At 62.3% G+C, this 17,954-nt stretch carries 15 protein-coding genes; 1 reads left to right on the top strand and 14 read right to left on the bottom strand.

What is annotated here, in order from left to right; genetic code table 11:
• Positions 1-92: 92 nt before the first annotated feature.
• The 13 genes from DW003_RS07400 to tmk form a co-directional block, all read right to left on the bottom strand.
• Positions 93-1,181, bottom strand: a complete 1,089-nt coding sequence (locus DW003_RS07400) for a hypothetical protein (RefSeq protein WP_118388345.1) — start codon at positions 1,179-1,181, stop codon at positions 93-95.
• A 126-nt stretch (positions 1,182-1,307) separates the two neighbouring features.
• Positions 1,308-2,393, bottom strand: a complete 1,086-nt coding sequence (locus DW003_RS07395) for an isocitrate/isopropylmalate dehydrogenase family protein (protein ID WP_118388343.1) — start codon at positions 2,391-2,393, stop codon at positions 1,308-1,310.
• Positions 2,394-2,399: 6 nt separating this feature from the next.
• Positions 2,400-3,098 carry a hypothetical protein gene (locus DW003_RS07390; RefSeq protein ID WP_118388341.1) on the bottom strand — a complete coding sequence of 233 codons (699 nt, stop codon included), beginning with the start codon at positions 3,096-3,098 and terminating at the stop codon, positions 2,400-2,402.
• A gap of 15 nt (positions 3,099-3,113) precedes the next feature.
• Positions 3,114-3,542 carry a hypothetical protein gene (locus DW003_RS07385; RefSeq protein ID WP_055310425.1) on the bottom strand — a complete coding sequence of 143 codons (429 nt, stop codon included), beginning with the start codon at positions 3,540-3,542 and terminating at the stop codon, positions 3,114-3,116.
• Between the two features lie 5 nt (positions 3,543-3,547).
• Entirely contained in the window at positions 3,548-4,627 is a 1,080-nt protein-coding gene (locus DW003_RS07380) for an NAD(P)-dependent oxidoreductase (RefSeq protein WP_118388339.1), read from the bottom strand.
• Positions 4,628-4,719: 92 nt separating this feature from the next.
• The gene (locus DW003_RS07375; RefSeq protein WP_118388337.1) at positions 4,720-5,673 is read right to left on the bottom strand and encodes a DegV family protein; all 954 of its coding nucleotides are present in this window, start codon (positions 5,671-5,673) and stop codon (positions 4,720-4,722) included.
• An 80-nt stretch (positions 5,674-5,753) separates the two neighbouring features.
• Positions 5,754-6,338 carry a ribosome hibernation-promoting factor, HPF/YfiA family gene (gene hpf, locus DW003_RS07370; RefSeq protein WP_035137685.1) on the bottom strand — a complete coding sequence of 195 codons (585 nt, stop codon included), beginning with the start codon at positions 6,336-6,338 and terminating at the stop codon, positions 5,754-5,756.
• 317 nt (positions 6,339-6,655) lie between these two features.
• The gene (locus tag DW003_RS07365) at positions 6,656-7,663 is read right to left on the bottom strand and encodes an ABC transporter substrate-binding protein (protein WP_158573198.1); all 1,008 of its coding nucleotides are present in this window, start codon (positions 7,661-7,663) and stop codon (positions 6,656-6,658) included.
• Positions 7,664-8,413: 750 nt separating this feature from the next.
• Positions 8,414-9,523, bottom strand: a complete 1,110-nt coding sequence (locus DW003_RS07360) for a hypothetical protein (protein WP_118388333.1) — start codon at positions 9,521-9,523, stop codon at positions 8,414-8,416.
• Positions 9,524-9,533: 10 nt separating this feature from the next.
• The gene (locus DW003_RS07355) at positions 9,534-10,340 is read right to left on the bottom strand and encodes a double zinc ribbon domain-containing protein (protein WP_233545544.1); all 807 of its coding nucleotides are present in this window, start codon (positions 10,338-10,340) and stop codon (positions 9,534-9,536) included.
• A 102-nt stretch (positions 10,341-10,442) separates the two neighbouring features.
• Positions 10,443-12,143, bottom strand: a complete 1,701-nt coding sequence (locus DW003_RS07350; RefSeq protein WP_118388331.1) for a regulatory iron-sulfur-containing complex subunit RicT — start codon at positions 12,141-12,143, stop codon at positions 10,443-10,445.
• Entirely contained in the window at positions 12,134-13,261 is a 1,128-nt protein-coding gene (locus tag DW003_RS07345) for an ATP-binding protein (RefSeq protein WP_117802804.1), read from the bottom strand. The genes DW003_RS07350 and DW003_RS07345 overlap by 10 nt, the downstream gene beginning before the upstream one ends.
• Before the next feature lies 1 nt (position 13,262).
• Positions 13,263-13,946, bottom strand: a complete 684-nt coding sequence (gene tmk, locus DW003_RS07340; protein ID WP_117802803.1) for a dTMP kinase — start codon at positions 13,944-13,946, stop codon at positions 13,263-13,265.
• Between the two features lie 238 nt (positions 13,947-14,184).
• Here tmk and DW003_RS07335 point away from each other — a divergent pair, with 238 nt between their 5' ends.
• Positions 14,185-15,168: a zinc-ribbon domain-containing protein gene (locus DW003_RS07335; RefSeq protein WP_118388329.1), complete on the top strand. Its 984-nt coding sequence runs from the start codon at positions 14,185-14,187 to the stop codon at positions 15,166-15,168.
• A gap of 142 nt (positions 15,169-15,310) precedes the next feature.
• Here DW003_RS07335 and DW003_RS07330 read toward each other — a convergent pair whose 3' ends face one another.
• Positions 15,311-17,905, bottom strand: coding sequence for a DNA topoisomerase I (locus DW003_RS07330; RefSeq protein ID WP_118388327.1), 2,595 nt, complete (start codon positions 17,903-17,905; stop codon positions 15,311-15,313).
• Positions 17,906-17,954: the final 49 nt, after the last annotated feature.

Raw genomic sequence — 17,954 nt, 5'->3', positions numbered from 1 at the left:
GCCCTCAACGCAAATTGCCCGCCAGAACGACTTCCGTACTGGCGGGCAATTTGTTTTCTATCAGCTAGATGCTCGATGAGCCGTGCAACTCTTTACGCAAACAGGCCGTAGATGCTGATGTTGGCCTTGGCGTAGAGGCCGTTAGCATACTCGGTCCACTTGGAGCTGGCACTCGAAGCCTGCGAGGAATACTGCTGGTAGGCGGTGTAATAGGCGGTCATGGCCTGCTTATAGGTAGCGCTATCGGCCGTAAAGGCATCGTCAGCGAAGGCCTTGGCATAGGTGCTATCGGCGTCCTTCCAGGTGCCCTTCTCGCTATCCCACTCGTCGCCGGCAAGGTTGATGATGTAGTCGGCGTAGTCCTTGCTCGCGGTCTCCTCGTTGCCGTCAGCAGGCTCGGTCGGGGCGGTTGGCATGCTTGCGGAGCTATCGCCGACCTTCTTCTTGTAGAGCTTCTGCAGCGTCGCGGACTGGCGGACGATCTGCTTGGCCTGGTCCTTGGACACGCCGTACTGTTTTGCCATGGTCTTGTAGTCGGAGGTGCCGATGGAATCCTCGGCGTACTGCTTCATCTCCTTAGAAGAGACGGTAATGCCCTCGTCCTCGGCAGCGTCGAGCAGGATCTTGTTGCGCACATAGGACAGGATGACGTCGGCAGAAGGAGCGGTGTAGTTGCCATCGCTATCCTTGACGGTATCGAGGCTGTACTGGCTCTCGATGGCCTCGCGCGCGGTGATGTCGCTCTTCTTGCCGTTGTAGCTATAGCTTGCCACAGTCGAATCGAGCTGGTCCTCGGTGAGGATCGCCGAGCCGACGCCCTTGCCGCCAAAGCCGCCGTTGCCGATAAAAAAGCCGACCACAGCAGCGATCACGACAGCGACCACAAAGGCGGCAATCATCGTCTTCTTGTGCTTGGATGCATGGTCGTCCGCGTCGGCGTCAGTTTCGTCCTCATCCTGGGCCTCGGGCATCAGATTCTCGTCAGCGGCATCCGCGGCAATCTGAGCCTCCAGTCGGGCGTCCTCCTCCTCGGCCGTCGTGCCGGCGGCAATGTGCTCGGCAGACGTACCGGCGACCAGGTCGATCTTCTCGTCCTCGTCACCGTCGGGGCCTTCGCCGCGCTCGATGATCTGGATGCCGTCGATCTCGTCCTTCTCGTCCTTCTTTTGAATCAGACCCATATCGGTTACTCCTTGTTAGGAAACATAGTCCTCAATAGAATACGCCCGACGGAGCGCCGGGCGTATTGATTCTTAGGTTATACGCAAACACTTAAGTACTATTTAGGCGTTTGCAGCGTGCATGTCTTAGGCCAGGTGCGCGATAACGGCATCGGCAAAGGTCTGCGTGCCCACAGCGCCCTCAACGGAGCCGGTCTGGGCACGACGCACGTCACCGGTAACCTGCTCGCCCTCGTCGAGCGTGGCAGATACGGCAGCACGGATGCGATTGGCAGCATCGTTCTCGCCCAGGTGATCGAGCATCATAGCCGCAGACAGAATCTCGGCCGTAGGGTTGGCGATATCCTGACCGGCGATATCGGGCGCGGAGCCGTGCGTAGCCTCAAAGATTGCGCAGTCGGCACCGATGTTGGAGCCGGGGGCCATGCCCAGACCGCCCACCAGGCCGGCGCACAGGTCGCTCACGATGTCGCCGTACAGGTTGGGCAGCACCAGGACATCGAAGTCGTTGGGGTTCTGGACCAGGCCCATGCAGGTGGCGTCGACGATTTTGTCGTTGAACTCGATATCGGGATAGTTGGCGGCCACCTCGCGCGCAACGCGCAGGAACAGGCCGTCGGTCGCCTTCATGATGTTGGCCTTGTGCACGGCCGTCACCTTTTTGCGGCCGCAGCGGCGGGCATACTCAAAGGCATACTCCACAATGCGGCGGCTCTTGGCGATGGAGATCGGCTTGATCGAGATCGCGGAATCGGCGGCGAAGGTCTTTTGGCCCGAACGCTCGACAAGCTGCGAGAGCTCCTCGACCTCGGCAGCGCCCTCATCGAACTCGATACCAGCGTAGAGGTCCTCGGTGTTCTCGCGCACGATGACCAGGTCGACGTCGCGGAAACGCGAGCCGTCGCCCGGTTGCGACAGGCAGGGGCGCACGCAGGCGTACAGGTCAAAGTGCTTGCGCAGGGCCACGTTAACACTGCGGAAACCCGTGCCGACCGGCGTGGTGATGGGGCCCTTGATGGCAACCTTGGTCTCGGCGACCGCATCGAGCACGTGCTGGGGCAGCGGCGTACCAAACTCGTCCATGACGCCGGCGCCGGCCTCCTGGACGTTCCAGTTGATCCGGACACCGGTGGCCTCGACCACACGGCGCATGGCCTGTGTAATCTCGGGACCGATACCGTCACCGGGAATCAGGACTACATCGTGCGCCATAATCTGTTACTCCTCGTCTTCGGCGTCGTCAGATTTTTTAACGCTAGCACGCTTCTTCTTTTTGGAGAGATCCAGGCCAAAACGTTTAACAAGCATTTCGCAAATCTCGCTCGAACGGGCCTTGAGATAGCTGCCCTTGCCGTTCTCGGCATCGAACTTAAGGCGCAGCGCAAGCTTCTCGGCAACCTCGGCGTCGATCTCGCCCTGGCAAAACTCGTACAGGCAACCGAGCATATCGCGATACTCAAGGTCGCCGTGGTAGCACTGGATGGCCTCGTCCAGGATGGGCCAAGCCTCGCGCGAACGCTCGACACTCGTGGCGCCCCACACGCACAGCAGGCGGAAGGCGGCATAGCGCAGCGTGGAGGAAATCTCGTCGAACAGCGCGGTCTCGGCACCCTCAAAGGCATCGCCCAGCTGTTCGGGGCAGGTGGTGGCGAGCGCCGCCAGGGCATCGAGGGCCTCCCAGCGGGTCTGCGCCTCGGAGCGGTCGAGCGCCTCGATCAGCGCGGGCACGCAGGGCACGACGCACTGCGGATCGCGCTCGGCAAGCAGGTGCAGCACGCGGGCGGCAAACTGGCGGATGCGGCGCGTGGGGCAGCCGAGCTCCTGGACCAGGCGGTCGACGGCGTTCTCGTTCTCCTCTGCCAGCTGAAGCTGTGCCAGCTCCTCGTCGGTGAGCTGTTCGTCTTTGTTTTCTGCCATAGTTACCTCTTCTTACTATTTCTTAGCGTGCTTGCCAGCACCCTTGCTGTCATCGGTGACCGAGATGAGCTGTCGGTCGGCGGCGCCATTACGACGCGCGCGGCGGCGCTCCTCGGCGTCGCCCGCGTCGGCGGCGGCGCGATGGGCCTTGTTGACGTTAAAGACCTCGTCGTGCTTGCGCCACGGACCGACGGACTCGCCAAAGCTCATCTTAAGACCGGCGATAAAGCCGCCGAGCCAGCCGATCGGCGCAAACTGCACCAGCGGGAACAGCGAGAACACCCAGGTCAGCAGGACGACTGCCGCCGCGCCTGCAAAATTGGCGATCCAGTAGTCGCGCTTGGTGATCACGCGCTTTTCGCAGGCCCACTGGCCGCACAAAAAGCCAATGTAGATCGCAAAGAGAAAGAGCACCAGCGCTAGTACCACGAACGTCCAGCTCATGGGCGCTACTCCCCGTGATGGTGGCCGCAGCAGCACTCATGGCCGTCGTCATGGCCGTGGCCGCCGCAGCACTCGTGGTCCTCGCCGTGATGGTGACCGCAACCGCACTCATGGTCGTCGCCGTGCTCGCCGCAACCGCAACCTTCCTCGTGAGCGCCATGCTCCTCAGGACGATACTGCGACCAGTCCAGACCGGCGGCGATGGCGTCGGCCTCCTCCTTATAGAGGACCGTGATGGCCTGGGTGCCCAGCTTGGCACCACCGATGGCATCGAGCATGTCGTAGAGCGTAAAGGCCACGTCGGCGCCGGGCAGCGCAAGCTCGCGATCGTCGGCATAGGCGAGCGCCAAGCGCAAGTCCTTAATGAAGTGCTCGACCATAAAACCGGGCTTGTAGTCGCCGTCGAATGCCTTGGGCGCCAGGCTCTCCATGGCGCCGGACTTGCCGGTACCGCCCAGGATCATCTGGCGGGTCTTCTCCAGGTCAAGGCCGCTCAGCTCGGCAAATGCCATGGCGTCTGCCATGCCGACCATGCAGGCGCCCAGCGACACCTGGTTGGCGAGCTTGGCAGCCTGGCCCTTGCCGGCGCCGTCGAAGCAGCAGATGTTGGCCGCGAAGGTGGCAAGGATGTCGCGGACCGGCGCGATGTCGTTCTCGGTGGCGCCCACGATAGCCGTAAGCGTGCCGGCGATAGCACCAGACTCGCCGCCGGTGACGGGGCAGTCAAACGCCATGCGACCAGAAACCTGGGCGGCCTCGGCAATGTCACGGGCGAGCTCGGGCGAGCTCGTGGTGAGGTCGATCAAGACCGCGCCCGGCTTGGTGCACGCGAGCAGGCCGTCGCCCGCCAGGTAGAGCTCCTCGACCTCGGAGGGATAGCCCACCATGGTAAAGACGACATCGGCGTTAGCCACGGCATCTGCCGGCGTATCGGCCCAGGCGGCACCGCGCTCGATAAGCGCGGCGGCCTTGGACTTGGTGCGGTTGTTGACCGTGACAGGATAGCCAGCATCCAGGATGTGGCCGGCGATGGGGGCACCCATGATTCCGGTGCCGATAAATGCGACAGAGAGCTTGTTTGCCATGAAACCTTTCCTTTTGGGTTGGGTGTTGTTACCAGGTTGAATACTCAGCGCCAGCGCTTGAGCTGCGAGGCGCCCGTGGTCGTAGCGCCTGTCTACTCGCCGCGCACACGGCGCGCGATGCGGTCGGAAAGCGAGGCTTTCTCGGCGCGGTTCTTGCCCCAAAACGCAAGTGCCACCATGCCGGGCCCCACGTGCGAGCCGATGGTAGGACCGACGGAACTACGGATAATCGTGACGTCGGCGCAGCCCTCCTCCTTGCGAACGGCGGCCTCGAGCCAGTCGCCGTCCTTCTCGGCATCGGCAGTCATAATGGCGATGGGCATAGTGCGATCGGGCACGTAGTTCTCACGGAACGACTTGAGGATGGACTTGAGCGCCTTCTTGCGGCCGCGGTTGACGCCGATCAGCGACAGCGAGCCGGCCAGATCGTAGGAGAGCTCGGGCTTGACATCGAGCTTAGCCGTGAGTTGCGCCGCCGCGGGCGGAATGCGACCGCCGGCAGCCAGCGCGTCAAAGCTCTCGAGCGTAAAGTAGCCGTGGACATAGGTCTTGGCCTCGTTTGCCCAGTCGACCAGCTGCTTGGCGGTGAGTCCCGCCGAGCGTTGACGGACGGCCTCGAGCGCCAAGAGCTCGCCGGTCGCACAGGGCAGAGCGTTGTCGACCACGTACAGCTCAAAATCGGGATACTCGGCGCGCACGGCGTCCGCCGCCTGGCACGCGGAGTTGTAGCTCGACGACAGCGCCGAGGTAAAGCACAGGTAGACCGTAGGCGTGCCCTCTTTGGCGCACTCGGTAAAGAACTCGATATAGCGACCGAGCGACACAGCCGAGGTAGACACGCGAGCGCCGGCACGCATGCGGTCGTAGAACTCCTTAGGGCTCATGCTCGACCAGATATCGTCCGTGCGCTCCTCGCCATCGATGATAAAGGGGAAGCCCAAGATATCGACATCGAGGTTCGCAGCGACCTCGGGGCTAAAGTCGCAGCAGGTATCGACGACGATGCGGCAACGGTCCGAATGACCGGCGGATGCGGCCTTGTCCATCAAAGCGACTCCTTACGTAAAAAAGGCGACCACCCGCATGGGATGGCCGCCAACCGTTAACTCATGCAAGTTAACGTATTTTACTCGTCAAGTGTTTCGATGCGGGGCTTGATGATGCCATATCCACCATTCTTACGGTGATACACCACATTGATAAGGCCGGTCGTCGCGTTCTCGAACACGTAGAAGTCGTGACCCAGCAGATCGGTCTGCACCAGCGCCTGCTCCTCAGTCATCGGGGTGACGTCGATAACCTTCTCGCGGACGAGCAGGTCGTCCTCTTCCTCGGGCAGCAGCAGGTCGGCCAGATCCTCGACGCGCTCGACCGGCGCAACATCCGCGGCGCTGGCACCGCCCTGGCGGTTGTCCACGACCTTGGTCTTGAACTTACGCAGCTGGCGGGTGACCTTATCGGCGGAGAGGTCAATGGCGGCGTACATATCTGCACCGTGCTCGGCAACGCGAATCACCGAACCGCGGGCACGAACCGTAACCTCGACGATTGCCGGGTTGGGGTTCGAGGGGTTCTTCTCATAGCGAAGTACAACGTCGACCGTCATGGGCTCGATATCGAAAACCTTGAGCGCCTCGCCGATCTTCTCATCCACATGCGCACGCAGAGCATCGGTTACCGTCGTCTTGCGTCCAGAAACCTTGATATCCATACGTGGCTCCAATCTGCCTCGGGGACTTACTGTACTGGCTATGTACCCATTGCCATGCATTTAATCACGCGGATTCTCAAAGACCCGAATAACGATTGCTTGATACCGCATACCGAAGTCTCGCACTTTTCCGTGGCAAAGTGCGCTATAGGAGGGAGCCGACGGCTTTGTATTTGGTCCCGAAAAATGGCTTTGACCTGCTGGTTTTATAGGGATGAAAAAGCCGGACTCCCCTATTGGGAAAGCCCGGCAGTGCGTGTTGAAACCGTGAAGAGGTTTCCTTTCCAACGTATAGGAGACACCACCCCTAGCAATAACTAGCTATTGAGTTTGTTAATGTCGTCGTCGGTGATAGTGCCTTCCTGGCTGGACGATTTGTCCTCGGAGGATGCGGTCTCATTGTTGGAATCGGAGGACTCGCTGCCGGAGAACATGGCCTCACTGGACTCAGAATCGCCCGGCTGCACGTTAGCGCCCGAAACCGTCTTAGTGGTGAGGTCGTAGGGAATCTGGCCGTACCAGACGCAGTGAACCGCCTCGAGCGTGCCGTCGACCGTGATGTCGTCGAGGGCATCACTCACGGCACGGCACAGTTCGTCATTGGACGATAGGCCCGCAACACCAAGCGTCGAGGGCGCCTCAAGCGCACCGACATAGGAGACCTCGCTCATCAGGCGTGCAAGATAGCCGCCGGCTGTGGAGTCGCAGATCACATAGTCGACCTCGCCGGACTCGAGCGCCTCAAAGCACTCGTTGATGTTGGAGTAGGTCTTTTGGTTGGCGGTGATGCTCTGCTTAGCAAGCGCCTCCTGCGAGGCCGAGGACATCTGGACACCCAGAGTAGACGTGTTAAGGGTATCGGTGGAAACGCTTAGCGACCCACCATCGCTGGTTTTACCGAACACGGAAGCGGCATCGTACAGGCAGGTGCCGAGCGAGCTAACGTCCCCGTCCGTGGAGTTGATCTCGCCGATAAAGATATCAGCCTTTTTGTCGCCGAGCGCGGAACCTGCCGAGGACGCATCGACAAAGGCGACCTTAAGGCCCATGCGGCTTGCGAGGGCGCGGGCGGCGTCAACCGCATACCCCGTGAGCTCGCCGTCGGCGTCCTGCATGGCCTGCGGCGCATCGGAAGTATCGAGGGCGACCGTCAGGGTTCCGGGAGTGACCAGGGCATCGTCCGACACCGCCGGCGTGACGGTCTCGTACTCGATCTGGTCGATCGTGGGAGTCGTGAACGTAGACAGCGGGTTGAACGCGCATCCGCTCAGGCCCAAAACGGCGATGACCGCTGCGGTCCCAGCACCTAACCGAGCCGCGTGCATCAAGCTGCCCCTCACCATGTCCACTACCCTGCCTTCTGTGTCGTATACGATCCGTGCGTTGCGCGGAATATCAGGTTGTTCCCACCAGCTGACCTGGTATTTGACCCCACACTTGCGCACCGGGGCGTTTGCTCGGGAGGCCGCAGCCACCTTCACGACTGGCCCGCTCGCCCGCGAGGCGGTATTGCCCCAAAGAAAGTAGAACGGACGGTGCGGCTTACATCTAGGACGCGCCATGATCGCGCCGCGCGCACGCGGTCGCTTACGTGGATCCCTTTGACCGCGTCTGTCTTGGACTAGGGCGGGCATTTCGTCCGTCCGCAACCACAGCCTGGTAGGAACGTAGCGCATTATAGCTAAGTTCAAGCTAAAGTTTAAGGTTAGGGGCGTCATTCGCATCGCGAGTACAGATTTCGCAGGTCGGAGTGGGCTATTCGTGCCTCTGTGAAGCCCGGAGCTCCCCTATGGGGAGCTCCGGGGCACCCTTCCTAGGGTGCCGTGGCCAAAAAATGGCAAATATGAGTACTGTCACCAATTTAGTAACAGGCAATTTTGGCCTCTCGGACAGATTTTGCGCTCAGTGTCGCCAACCTGATGCTTAGTTATTCCACATTTGTTTATTATCTTCTTACTTTATGCCGCCTCCGAGTCCTAAATTCCTTGATTTTGCTGTTACTGATTTAGTGACAGTACTCATATTTGCCATATTTTGGCCAGGGCATATGATTAACCCCCTATTTTCGACGTGAATTAGACCGGCTTAAGCCCAAAACACGCCCGCAGCGTGTTAAGCAACGCCTCTTGCTTCTTCCTGCGAGCATCGACACGATTCCGGTACCGCTTTCGCATACGCTGGTGCATGCGCCATGCGAGCGCTTCCATCGCTTCCATGTCACAGAGCATTTCGCTATTGACCGTCGCGACCTCGATTCCCATAGTAATCAAGCCCGTGTTGCGCTTTTCATCATGGATACGTCCCCTCCGAGAGGAATGGCCCAGCTCACCGTTGTATTCCAGGTCAAACCGGGCCGCTTCTTGATACGCATCGCAAACTGCATGAGGCATCCCCGAGATTGCCTGCGCACGGTCATCGAACTCGATCTTGTAGTCGGTCTTAAAAGGTCCGCAGGCAAACCCGCCATAGGAAAACGGAAGCGAAAACAGAGCGAGCATGATGCACTCCATGGGCGAGAGCAGGTTTTCTGACAAGTAGGGACACAGACGCTGCAATTGTTTGGCCGTGCTTCCCTTGCATGTCGTAAGGTAATCTGCCAGGCGATCGGGCGTCAGCACCGGTTCGACTTCAAAGTAGCCCACGTCTGCTGGCTGGTCCTTGTCCTTTGCAAGTTTATTCGTAACAGGCGAGGTGTAGGGAGGCAGATACTTCCCGCGGTCGCTCAGTGAAATCTTAGAGCACAGCTCCTGGGCCAGGGCAAACGCCTGGATGCAGCCGACCTCGCGCGCAACGGCAACACAAAGGGCCTCGGGAGATAGGCTGTACACCCCCGGTTCCACCTCTAGAATCGAGCCGGCGGGCAACCCGGAACACACGGACCAGCCTACGCCAGGCATGCGGCGGCGCTGCGCCGCAGATCCCACCAGCAAGCACAGATCTTCTTGCACCTCGCCACTTTTGGCTCCAATTCGCACCAAGTCAGGAAGATAGATGTCCTCGGTCGAGGGCGACGACGTGCGCAGCACACGGCGCTCTTCATCGGGATTAAGGTCCTTCCAGCTGATATAGCCCATCTGCCGGCGCTCGGCGCGCATCATGCGCAGCGCTGAAGCGCCTGTTAGGATTACGGAAGCCGCTAGCTGTTCGCCTGTCGGCTCGTTGCGCCGCTCAATCTTCACTGCCACAAAACCACCCCTACCAAACACGTGCGATAGCAAGGCCATCGACTGCCGCAGCGCCGGCACGCTTGAGCTCCGCCGAGGCTGCTGCCATGGTCGCGCCCGTGGTGATAACGTCATCGATAAGCAGTAGACGGCGGCCGCGCACGTCCTCAACCGTCTCGTACATGCCTTGGGCACGCTCGCGACGCTCCTCACGACCGAGTTCGCGCTGGTCGCCATGCCCGTACTTGACGAGAGCATCGAGCAGGGGAACACCCGACAGCTCGCAAAATGGACGCGCAATAGCCTCCATATGATCAAAGCCACGCCGCCGAAACGCTGCCGCCGTCGCGGGCACAAACACCACCGCATCCGCACCGGACAGCACACCTCCTAAGCGTTCGGGCGCTACGACCTGGGCATGCAGGGCAGTGTCGTAGAGCAGCTCCGCCAGATACGGCGCCAGGCGTCGCTCGCCCGCGTCCTTGTACGCTTTAATGATGCGCGGCAGCGGATGCGCATAGACGGAGCACGCCAGGCAGCGGTCGAGCGCCTCCGCCATTGCCGAGGACGTGCCCTCGACCGAACACTCAGTGCACAGCAAATCCCCAAACGGGGCGCCGCATCGGGTACAGCTATGACGTGGGTCGATGAGCGTGAGCGCGGCCAGGCAGTCTTGGCAAATAAGCGCACCGGCGCGCTCGCAGCCGGCACATCGTGTTGGCGACAATGCCTCGAGTGCCTCGCGTGCCGCCCGCTCGGCAAACGGCAGCAATTCGTCCGCAAACGGTAGGGCGCCGGCACCCTGCAGACGGCTCAATTTGTTCAGATGGCTCTTCAAGACACAACCCTCCCTACGTTCGGTCGCAGGGAGGGTTGTTGATTCAGCGCTATGGTACCCCGACGCGATTGGGGTAAGGCGGGTTAAATCCGCTCGCGGGCGTTATTCGCCGGCGGGCGGTTGTGGTGCGGCCGAAGACGGGGTCGAGCCCTCGCCACCATCCTGGCGCGGCTTGCGGGAACGGCGACGGCGACGGCGCTTTTGACCCTGGTCGGCCGAGCCCTCGCCACCGCGATCCTCGCGCGGCTCGCGCTCGTCGCGAGCGGCGCCACGCGAAGCCTTGGCAGCAGCTCCCCCGCCATCTCCGGGACGACGGCGCGTGACCTTGACCTCGCCATCCGAGACCTGATCGGCCACGGAGGGCACTGAAGGCTTCTGCTGTGCGCCCGAGGAATGGCGACGGCGCGGACGCGGCGCGCGCTCCTCCTCGCCACGTGACTTGCCGCCCTTGTCGACAGGCGCATCGGAGGCCGAGGGACCCTTGGAAGCGGCACCGGCCTCGCGAGCAGCTGCGGCGCGGAAGGCATCCTCGCGCTCCTCGCTCGACAGGTGACGGCGGCGACGACGCGTGGGGTTCATACCACCGCCGCGATTCTGCTGCTGGGACTGCTGAACCTCGCGCTCGCGGGAGGCGTTCTTGCCTGCAGCTGCAGCCTCGCCGACATCGCCCGAGCCCGCGCGCTTGCGACGACGACGGCCACCGGCGGCCTCCTCGGCCTCAGGCGTTGCGGCATTGCCACGGCCCTTTCCGCGGCCACGGCCCTCGCCCTGCCCCTGACCGGCGCGAGCATCGGAATCGGCATCGCGACGACGGCGCTTGGGCATCGACGTACCGGCCAGACGGTCGGCGCTCGACAGGCCATCGCCCACGTCGACGCCGTTCTCGCGGTCGAGCTCCATGAGCGCCAGGCGCATCTCGGGCGACTCGATGCGCTCGAGCACGTCGCGCGTCACGCAGTCGGGGCGGCAATTGCAGCCCTGCTCGGCAGCCTTCTTTTTGCAGCCCTCCGAGCACGTCATATCGGCCAGGTTGACCTTAAAGACCTTGCCGTTCTCCAGGCGCAGCACCAGCTGCTCGCGCGGCGTGTCATATTCCTGAATACGCGCCTTGCCGAGCGGCGTATCGATAAGCGTCTTCTTTTTGGGCGCGCGGCTCTTAAAGTCCTTGTAGGCCTCGAACTCGTAGCGCAGGCAGCACATCAGGCGGCCGCACACGCCGCTGATCTTGGAGGAATTGAGCGGTAGGTCCTGCTCTTTTGCCATGCGGATCGAGACGGGCTCAAACTGTCCGCCAAAGCGCGTGCAACAGAGCTCCTGGCCGCACTGGGCATAGCCGCCCACCAGGCGGGTCTCGTCGCGCACGCCGATCTGGCGCATGTCGACGCGAATGTGCAGCGTCGAGGACAGATCCTTGACGAGCTGGCGAAAATCGACGCGCTCCTCGGCGGCAAAGTAGAACACGGCCTTCTCGCCGCCAAACAGGTACTCGACGCCCACCGGCTTCATCTCGAGATCGAGCTCTTTGACCAGACGGCGGAAATCGACCATCGCCTCGTCGCCCTGGATGGCCAGGTCGTCGGCAAGCTGCAGGTCGATGTCGCTCGCCACGCGCAGCACGGGCTTGAGCGGCTGACCGATCTCGTCTTGCGGCACCTCGAAGGGATCGGCCGTAACCAAGCCGATCTCGGTTCCGCGCTCGGTGGAGCAAATGGCATAATCGGCCTCGAGGATATCCAGGTCCTGCGGGTCAAACCACAGGTCGCGCGAGGCGTAGGTAAACTTAACGGGTACGACTAACGGCATTTCAGTGCCTTCCTGATATCGAACAGCATGACCTCGATGGCCAGCTGGGGAGTAACGTTTCTGGCGATGTTGCGCTCGGCGGTCGCGACCGCCTCGAGCGCCTGGGTGGCACCCGCAACATTGGTCGCGGCGGCAAGCCGACCGATCGTGTCGCGCACATCCTCGTTCACCACGTCGGCTGCCTCGTCCTGAAGTGTCAGCAGCACGTCGCGCATGAGCGTCCGCGCGCTCGCCAGCGCTTCCATGATACCCGAACGCTCGCGCGCGTTGAGTTCGCGCTTGTTGCGGTCCTCAAGCTGCTTCAATGCTCCACGCGACAGGTAGTCGGCGTTTTGCTCGAGCACCTTTTCCTGCGTGGACTTGACCTCGGCGAGCGGCGCCTTAACGGCAACGATGAGTGACTTGGCGCGGCTGAGCACGTCGGCCTCGTCGGCGGCGATGAGCGAATCGATGGCGCGAACCATCTGGCGGCGAGCATCCTGACGCTCGGCGCTCTTGAGGAACTCGATGCCACGCGTGGGGCTTCCCGCCACGGCGACGGCCATGCGACAACGCGCGATATCCTGACCGGTGGCGCGGCTCACGGCCTGCGCGGCGACGGCGGGCGACACCAGCCGAAACGGCACGCACTGGCAGCGGCTCACGATGGTGGGCAACATCACGTCTGCCGAGGTGCCCAGCAAGATAAACATAACGCCCTCGGGCGGCTCCTCGAGTGTTTTGAGCAGTGCGTTGGCGGTGTTGGCGCGCAGTTGCTCGGCACGGTCGATGATGTAGACCTTGGCCTTGGCGCGAATGGGTGCCAGCGGCACGTCATCGAGCAGCTCGCGGGTCTGGGCAATAAGGTAGCCCGTGGCGCTCTCGGGCGTGTAATAGTGCACGTCGGGATGCGTATGCCGAGAGACGCGCACGCAACTGTCGCATGCGCCGCAGCCGTCCTGCTCGCACAGGAAGGCTTGGGCGAGCGCCCACGCGGCATCGAGCTTGCCCGCGCCGGGGGCGCCCAAAAACAGGTAGGCGTGCGATGCACGGCCGCTGGCGACGGCATTGGTCAAAAAGTCGCGCACGCGCTCTTGGGTGTCGAGCTTGGCCAGCAGGCTTGCCTGAGCGGGGGCCATGTTACTCGGCCTCCTTGGCAAGCGCGGCGGCGACAGCATCCTGGGGGATATCGAGACCGTACGCGCGAACCTGCTCGACCGTCTTCTCGAAAACTTCCTCGACGGTCGTAGTGGCGTCGATGAGCTTTACGCGGTTTGGCTCCTCGGCAGCAATGGCACAAAATCCCTGGTACACACGCTCCTGGAATGCCATGCCCTTAGCCTCCATGCGATCTGCCGCGCCACGGGCTGCCATGCGTAGCGCCGCCTGCTCGGGCGTGATGTGGTAGACGAGTGTGAGCGCCGGGTGCGTTCCCGCGACGGCCAGGTTGTTGGCGTCGCGCACCATCTGGCGGTCGAGGCCATCGGCAAACGCCTGGTAGCAGGTCGTGGAATCGTAGAAGCGATCGCACAGGACCACCTTGCCGGCCGCAAGGGCGGGGGCTATGACCTCGTGCACCAGCTGGGCACGCGCAGCCTCGTAGAGCAGCAACTCGCAGGTGTCGCCCATCGCCATATTGGCGGGGTCGAGCAGCAGGGCGCGGATCTTTTCGCTGATGGCGGTGCCGCCCGGTTCGCGCAGGCTCACAACCTGATAGCCGGCAAGGTCGAGCGCGCGGGCCAGCAGGCGCGCCTGCGTGGACTTGCCGGCGCCGTCGACGCCCTCGAGCGTAATGAAGCTATGTTGAGCGGGCTCAAAAGCCATGGGCGCAGCCCCTTCCTACAAGGCGCGAAAATGCAAGTTATAGCAACCAAGCCATGATACCCCAGTGCTCGGTGCGTCCCAAATCCCACCTAGCCATTGGGGACGTTCTTAAATGACTAGGTGACAGTTAGGGACGTTCCTAAAGTGCCGGCAGAAAAGGAACGTCCCTAACTGCCGGCTTTTTGGGATGCTGGGTATAATCGTCGTATTGCATTGAAATGTGGCGAAAGGAGTGGCAATGTCTCGGTATTGCGCCTCGTGCGGCAAGCTTCTTGCAGATGATGCCAAGTTCTGCACCTCGTGCGGTGCACCCGTTGAGCAAACAGCCGCGAGCGATAGCCAGCCCGCTTTTGAGCAGACCGGCTCCCTTGATACGCCGCAAGCCAAGGCGGACGACTCCCTCGCCTATAGCCCCGACCCCGCCGCAAGGACCGAGGCCGTCGAGACCACGCAGCGCATGCTCGTCGCGAGCGGCTCGCCCCAACAGCAGCCGGCTCCCGCATACGCGCCCGCTTCTCCACAGACCCCCGCTCCCAAAAAGAGCGGCACCGGGCCGCTTATCGCCGTTATCGTTGTGCTGGTGGCGATCATCATCGCCCTGGTCATCTTCTTTGCGATCAGACCGTTCGACAACGCCGCCACGCAGACGACTGCCGAGGTAGCTAAGCTGCACCATGACGTCGACGACGATGACCTAAAGCCTCTCGGCAATCCCAACAGCCTGTACGACGATGATGACGATGACGACGAGGATGGCGGCGAAGCAACGCTCTCCGAGCAGAACCTCTACCGTCGCCTGAGCGAATACTACGACCTGCTCGAAGATCTCGACAGCCAGGTCCGTGGCTGCGCGCAGAACTTCAACGGCAACTATCTGGAAGAGGATCGAACCACCCGTCAAAATCTCGCCGACGTCGCCGAGCGCACGGAGGACACCATCGAGCAGTATTACGACATCGTCGAGGACCTGGACGTCCCGACGAGCTCCAAGAACTACAGCTCCTGGAAGGATATCATCGCCCTGTACGACGACCTGGATCACCGCATTGACGCAATCTGTGATGCCTGGGAGATCAGCCTGAAATACGCCAAGCCTGCGGACCACAAGAATGAGATCGTGGCGCCGCTGTCGCGCGACAACGTGGCGGGCACCAATGACAATAAGTACCGCCTAGACTTTGAGGAGCGCTATCCCGGCGCTAAGCCTGTCGAGGTGAACTAGCGCTTTGTCGTTCCCGAGCCGGCAGTTAGGGACGTTCCTAAACTGCCGGCAGAAAAAGAACGTCCCTAACTGCCGGTCAAAAAAACGAGCGAGGATCGCGGGGTCCTCGCTCGTTTTTTTGGGCAATGTTTCGACTGCGCCGTTACTTGTCGGCGGCTGTTTTCTTGGCAGTCGACTTCTTCGCGGTCGTCTTTTTGGCGGCAGTGGCTTTCTTAGCCGTCGTCTTCTTGGCCGCCGTCGTCTTCTTTGCCGTGCTCGCCTTGGTTGTGGTCTTGCGACCGCGGGCGGGCTTCTTCTCCTTGGTCGGGCAGTCCATGTTGACGCAGATACGCCACGGACCGCGCGCCGTGTTGACCACCACGATGGGGGCGCCGCACTCGGGACAGGTCTCGCCCGTCGCCTCGAGCTTGCCACGCGCCGGCAGCGGATAGCTCACGCCGCAGTCATCGTAGTTGGTGCAGCGGATAAAGCGCTTGCCGCTCTTCTCGCTCTTGTGCGCGATCAGGTCGCCATGGCGTCCGGCCTCGGCACACACCTTGCACTCGCCCACTTTAAGGTCGGGCTCGTAGTTGGTGGGGCACGTCGGGTTCACGCAGATCTCGAAAGCCTTCTGGCGGAACGGCTGACACTTGATGCGCGGCGCACCGCATTCGGGGCACACGGCGGCCTCGCCCTCGAGCGGGCTCACCTTGACGCCGCTCGGGACCGGATAGGTCACGTCGCAGTCGGGCCAGCCCATGCAGCCAATGAAGCTGCCACGGGTCTTGGCGCTCGTCTTCATAACCAGGTCCTTGCCGCACTTGGGGCAGGCGCCCACGCGCGCATCAGCCGTGACGGCGTCGCTGATGGCGTCGCCGAGCTCCTGCGTATGCTTGAGCAGCTCGTCGAGCACGCCGGCCAGCAGCGCACGCGAGTGCGTCACGACATGCTCTTCGGTGTCCTCGCCGCGCTCGACGCGAGTCATGTCGCCGTCGAGCTCGCTGGTCATATCGGGGCTCGTTATGCGCGGGGCAAACTGCGTCAGCGCGTCGATGATGGCGATGCCCAGCTGGCTCGGCTCAACGGGATCGTTTTTGAGATAGCGCACGGCATACAGGCGCTCGATGATGCTCGCGCGCGTGGACTTGGTGCCCAGGCCGCGCTTTTCCATCTCCTGCACGAGCTTGCCCTGGCTGTAGCGCGCGGGCGGCTCGGTCTGCTTGGCCTCAAGCTTAATGTCGAACACGTCGACCGTGTCGCCCTGCTCTAGCGGCGGCATCTGCTCGTCGCGCTTGAGTCCGTACGGGTACGCCTCGCGGAAACCCGGGGTCACGAGCACATCGCCCGAAGCCACGAACGGCTCACCGTTCACGTCGAGCTCGAGCTTGGTATTCTCGATGGTCGCGGGACCCATAAGCGTCGCCAGGAAGCGGCGGGCGATGAGGTCGTAGAGCTTGCGCTGGCCGCCATCGAGCGTGGACGGATCGCCTTCGCCCGTGGGGTAGATGGGCGGGTGGTCGGTGGTCTCGACTTTGCCGCGCGTGGGCTTCATGGGGCCGGCGAGTACCTTTTTGCACACGGGCGCCAGCGCCGGGTTGATCTTTGCCAGGTCGCTCACCACGGCGCCCAGATCGAGCGTCGCGGGGTACACGGTGTTGTCGACACGCGGATAGCTGATGAGGCCCGCCATGTAGAGGGACTCGGCGATGCGCATCGTACGCGCAGGCGAGATGCCCTCGGCCGCGGCGGCAGCCTGCAGCGAGGTCGTCGCAAACGGCGTGGGCGGCTGCTGCTTGCGGGAGCGCTTGGTCACCGCGGCGACGGTTGCCGTCGTAGCGCCGTCGACGTGGCCGTACGCCGTCTCGGCAGCATCTTTATCGGTAAAACGTGCCGTCTTGTGCGCAATCTTAAAGCGGTCATCCTCGGCAGCACCCTGAGCGGCACCCATGCCGCGAATCTGCCAATAGTCCTCGGGCACAAACGCCATGCGCTCGCGCTCGCGCTCGACCACCAGGGCAAGCGTCGGCGTCTGCACGCGGCCGGCGGAGCGCACGTTGCCAAAGCCGCCAAACTTGGCGAGCGTCAGGTAGCGCGTGAGCACCGCACCCCAAATGAGGTCGATGTGCTGGCGGCTCTCGCCGGCATCGGCCAGATTCTGGTCGAGCGAGACAAGATTATCGAAGGCCTGCGTAATCTCGGCCTTGGTAAACGAAGAATACTGAGCGCGGGCGACCGGCAAGTCCGGCGCGACCTCGCGCACCTTGTTGAGGGCGTCCGAGCCGATCAGCTCACCCTCGCGATCGAAGTCCGTGGCGATGATGACGCTGTCGGACTTCTTGGCAAGGTTCTTGAGCGAACGAATGAGCTCCTTCTCGGCCGGCAGCTTAATGACGGGCGCCCAGGTAAGGTAAGGCAGGCTCTCAAGCTTCCAGCCCTTGATGGAGATACCATCGGCAAGGAACGGCTTGCGCTTGGTGTCGTACGGCGGGCGGGCCAGGCCATCGGGCATATCGGCCGGCAACATCTCGCCGTCCTCGGTGACCGAATACCAACCCAGCTTTTTATCGAACAGCACACTGTCGCAAAAATCGGGAGCCAGGATGTGACCGGCAAGGCCGATGGTCACGCACTCCTCGCCCTTCCACTCAAAACGGTAGATGGCGGTGTTGTACACCTTGTCCTTTTTGGGCTTACCCGTGGACAGCCGCTCGGCGATTTGACGCGCGGCATCGTTTTTCTCGGCGATGATGAGCTTCAAAAGAGGCTCCTATCTCGTGTCTCTGCGGCTACGCCCGCCCGTATGGCGG

The sequence above is a fragment of the Collinsella sp. AF36-3AT genome, from assembly GCF_003475205.1.
GTDB classification, from domain to species: Bacteria; Actinomycetota; Coriobacteriia; order Coriobacteriales; family Coriobacteriaceae; genus Collinsella; species Collinsella aerofaciens_AF.
The sequence above is the reverse complement of the archived record's forward strand: the minus strand, read 5'-3'. Positions and strand labels throughout refer to the sequence as shown.

Coding starts and splice junctions, on each gene's coding strand:
- DW003_RS07380 (WP_118388339.1), bottom strand. CDS start 4,627: ATGGCAAACAAGCTCTCTGTCGCATTTATCGGCACCGGAATCATGGGT.
- hpf (WP_035137685.1), bottom strand. CDS start 6,338: ATGGATATCAAGGTTTCTGGACGCAAGACGACGGTAACCGATGCTCTG.
- DW003_RS07390 (WP_118388341.1), bottom strand. CDS start 3,098: ATGGCAGAAAACAAAGACGAACAGCTCACCGACGAGGAGCTGGCACAG.
- DW003_RS07400 (WP_118388345.1), bottom strand. CDS start 1,181: ATGGGTCTGATTCAAAAGAAGGACGAGAAGGACGAGATCGACGGCATC.
- DW003_RS07335 (WP_118388329.1), top strand. CDS start 14,185: ATGTCTCGGTATTGCGCCTCGTGCGGCAAGCTTCTTGCAGATGATGCC.
- DW003_RS07350 (WP_118388331.1), bottom strand. CDS start 12,143: ATGCCGTTAGTCGTACCCGTTAAGTTTACCTACGCCTCGCGCGACCTG.
- DW003_RS07375 (WP_118388337.1), bottom strand. CDS start 5,673: ATGGACAAGGCCGCATCCGCCGGTCATTCGGACCGTTGCCGCATCGTC.
- DW003_RS07395 (WP_118388343.1), bottom strand. CDS start 2,393: ATGGCGCACGATGTAGTCCTGATTCCCGGTGACGGTATCGGTCCCGAG.
- DW003_RS07385 (WP_055310425.1), bottom strand. CDS start 3,542: ATGAGCTGGACGTTCGTGGTACTAGCGCTGGTGCTCTTTCTCTTTGCG.
- DW003_RS07365 (WP_158573198.1), bottom strand. CDS start 7,663: ATGCACGCGGCTCGGTTAGGTGCTGGGACCGCAGCGGTCATCGCCGTT.
- tmk (WP_117802803.1), bottom strand. CDS start 13,946: ATGGCTTTTGAGCCCGCTCAACATAGCTTCATTACGCTCGAGGGCGTC.
- DW003_RS07345 (WP_117802804.1), bottom strand. CDS start 13,261: ATGGCCCCCGCTCAGGCAAGCCTGCTGGCCAAGCTCGACACCCAAGAG.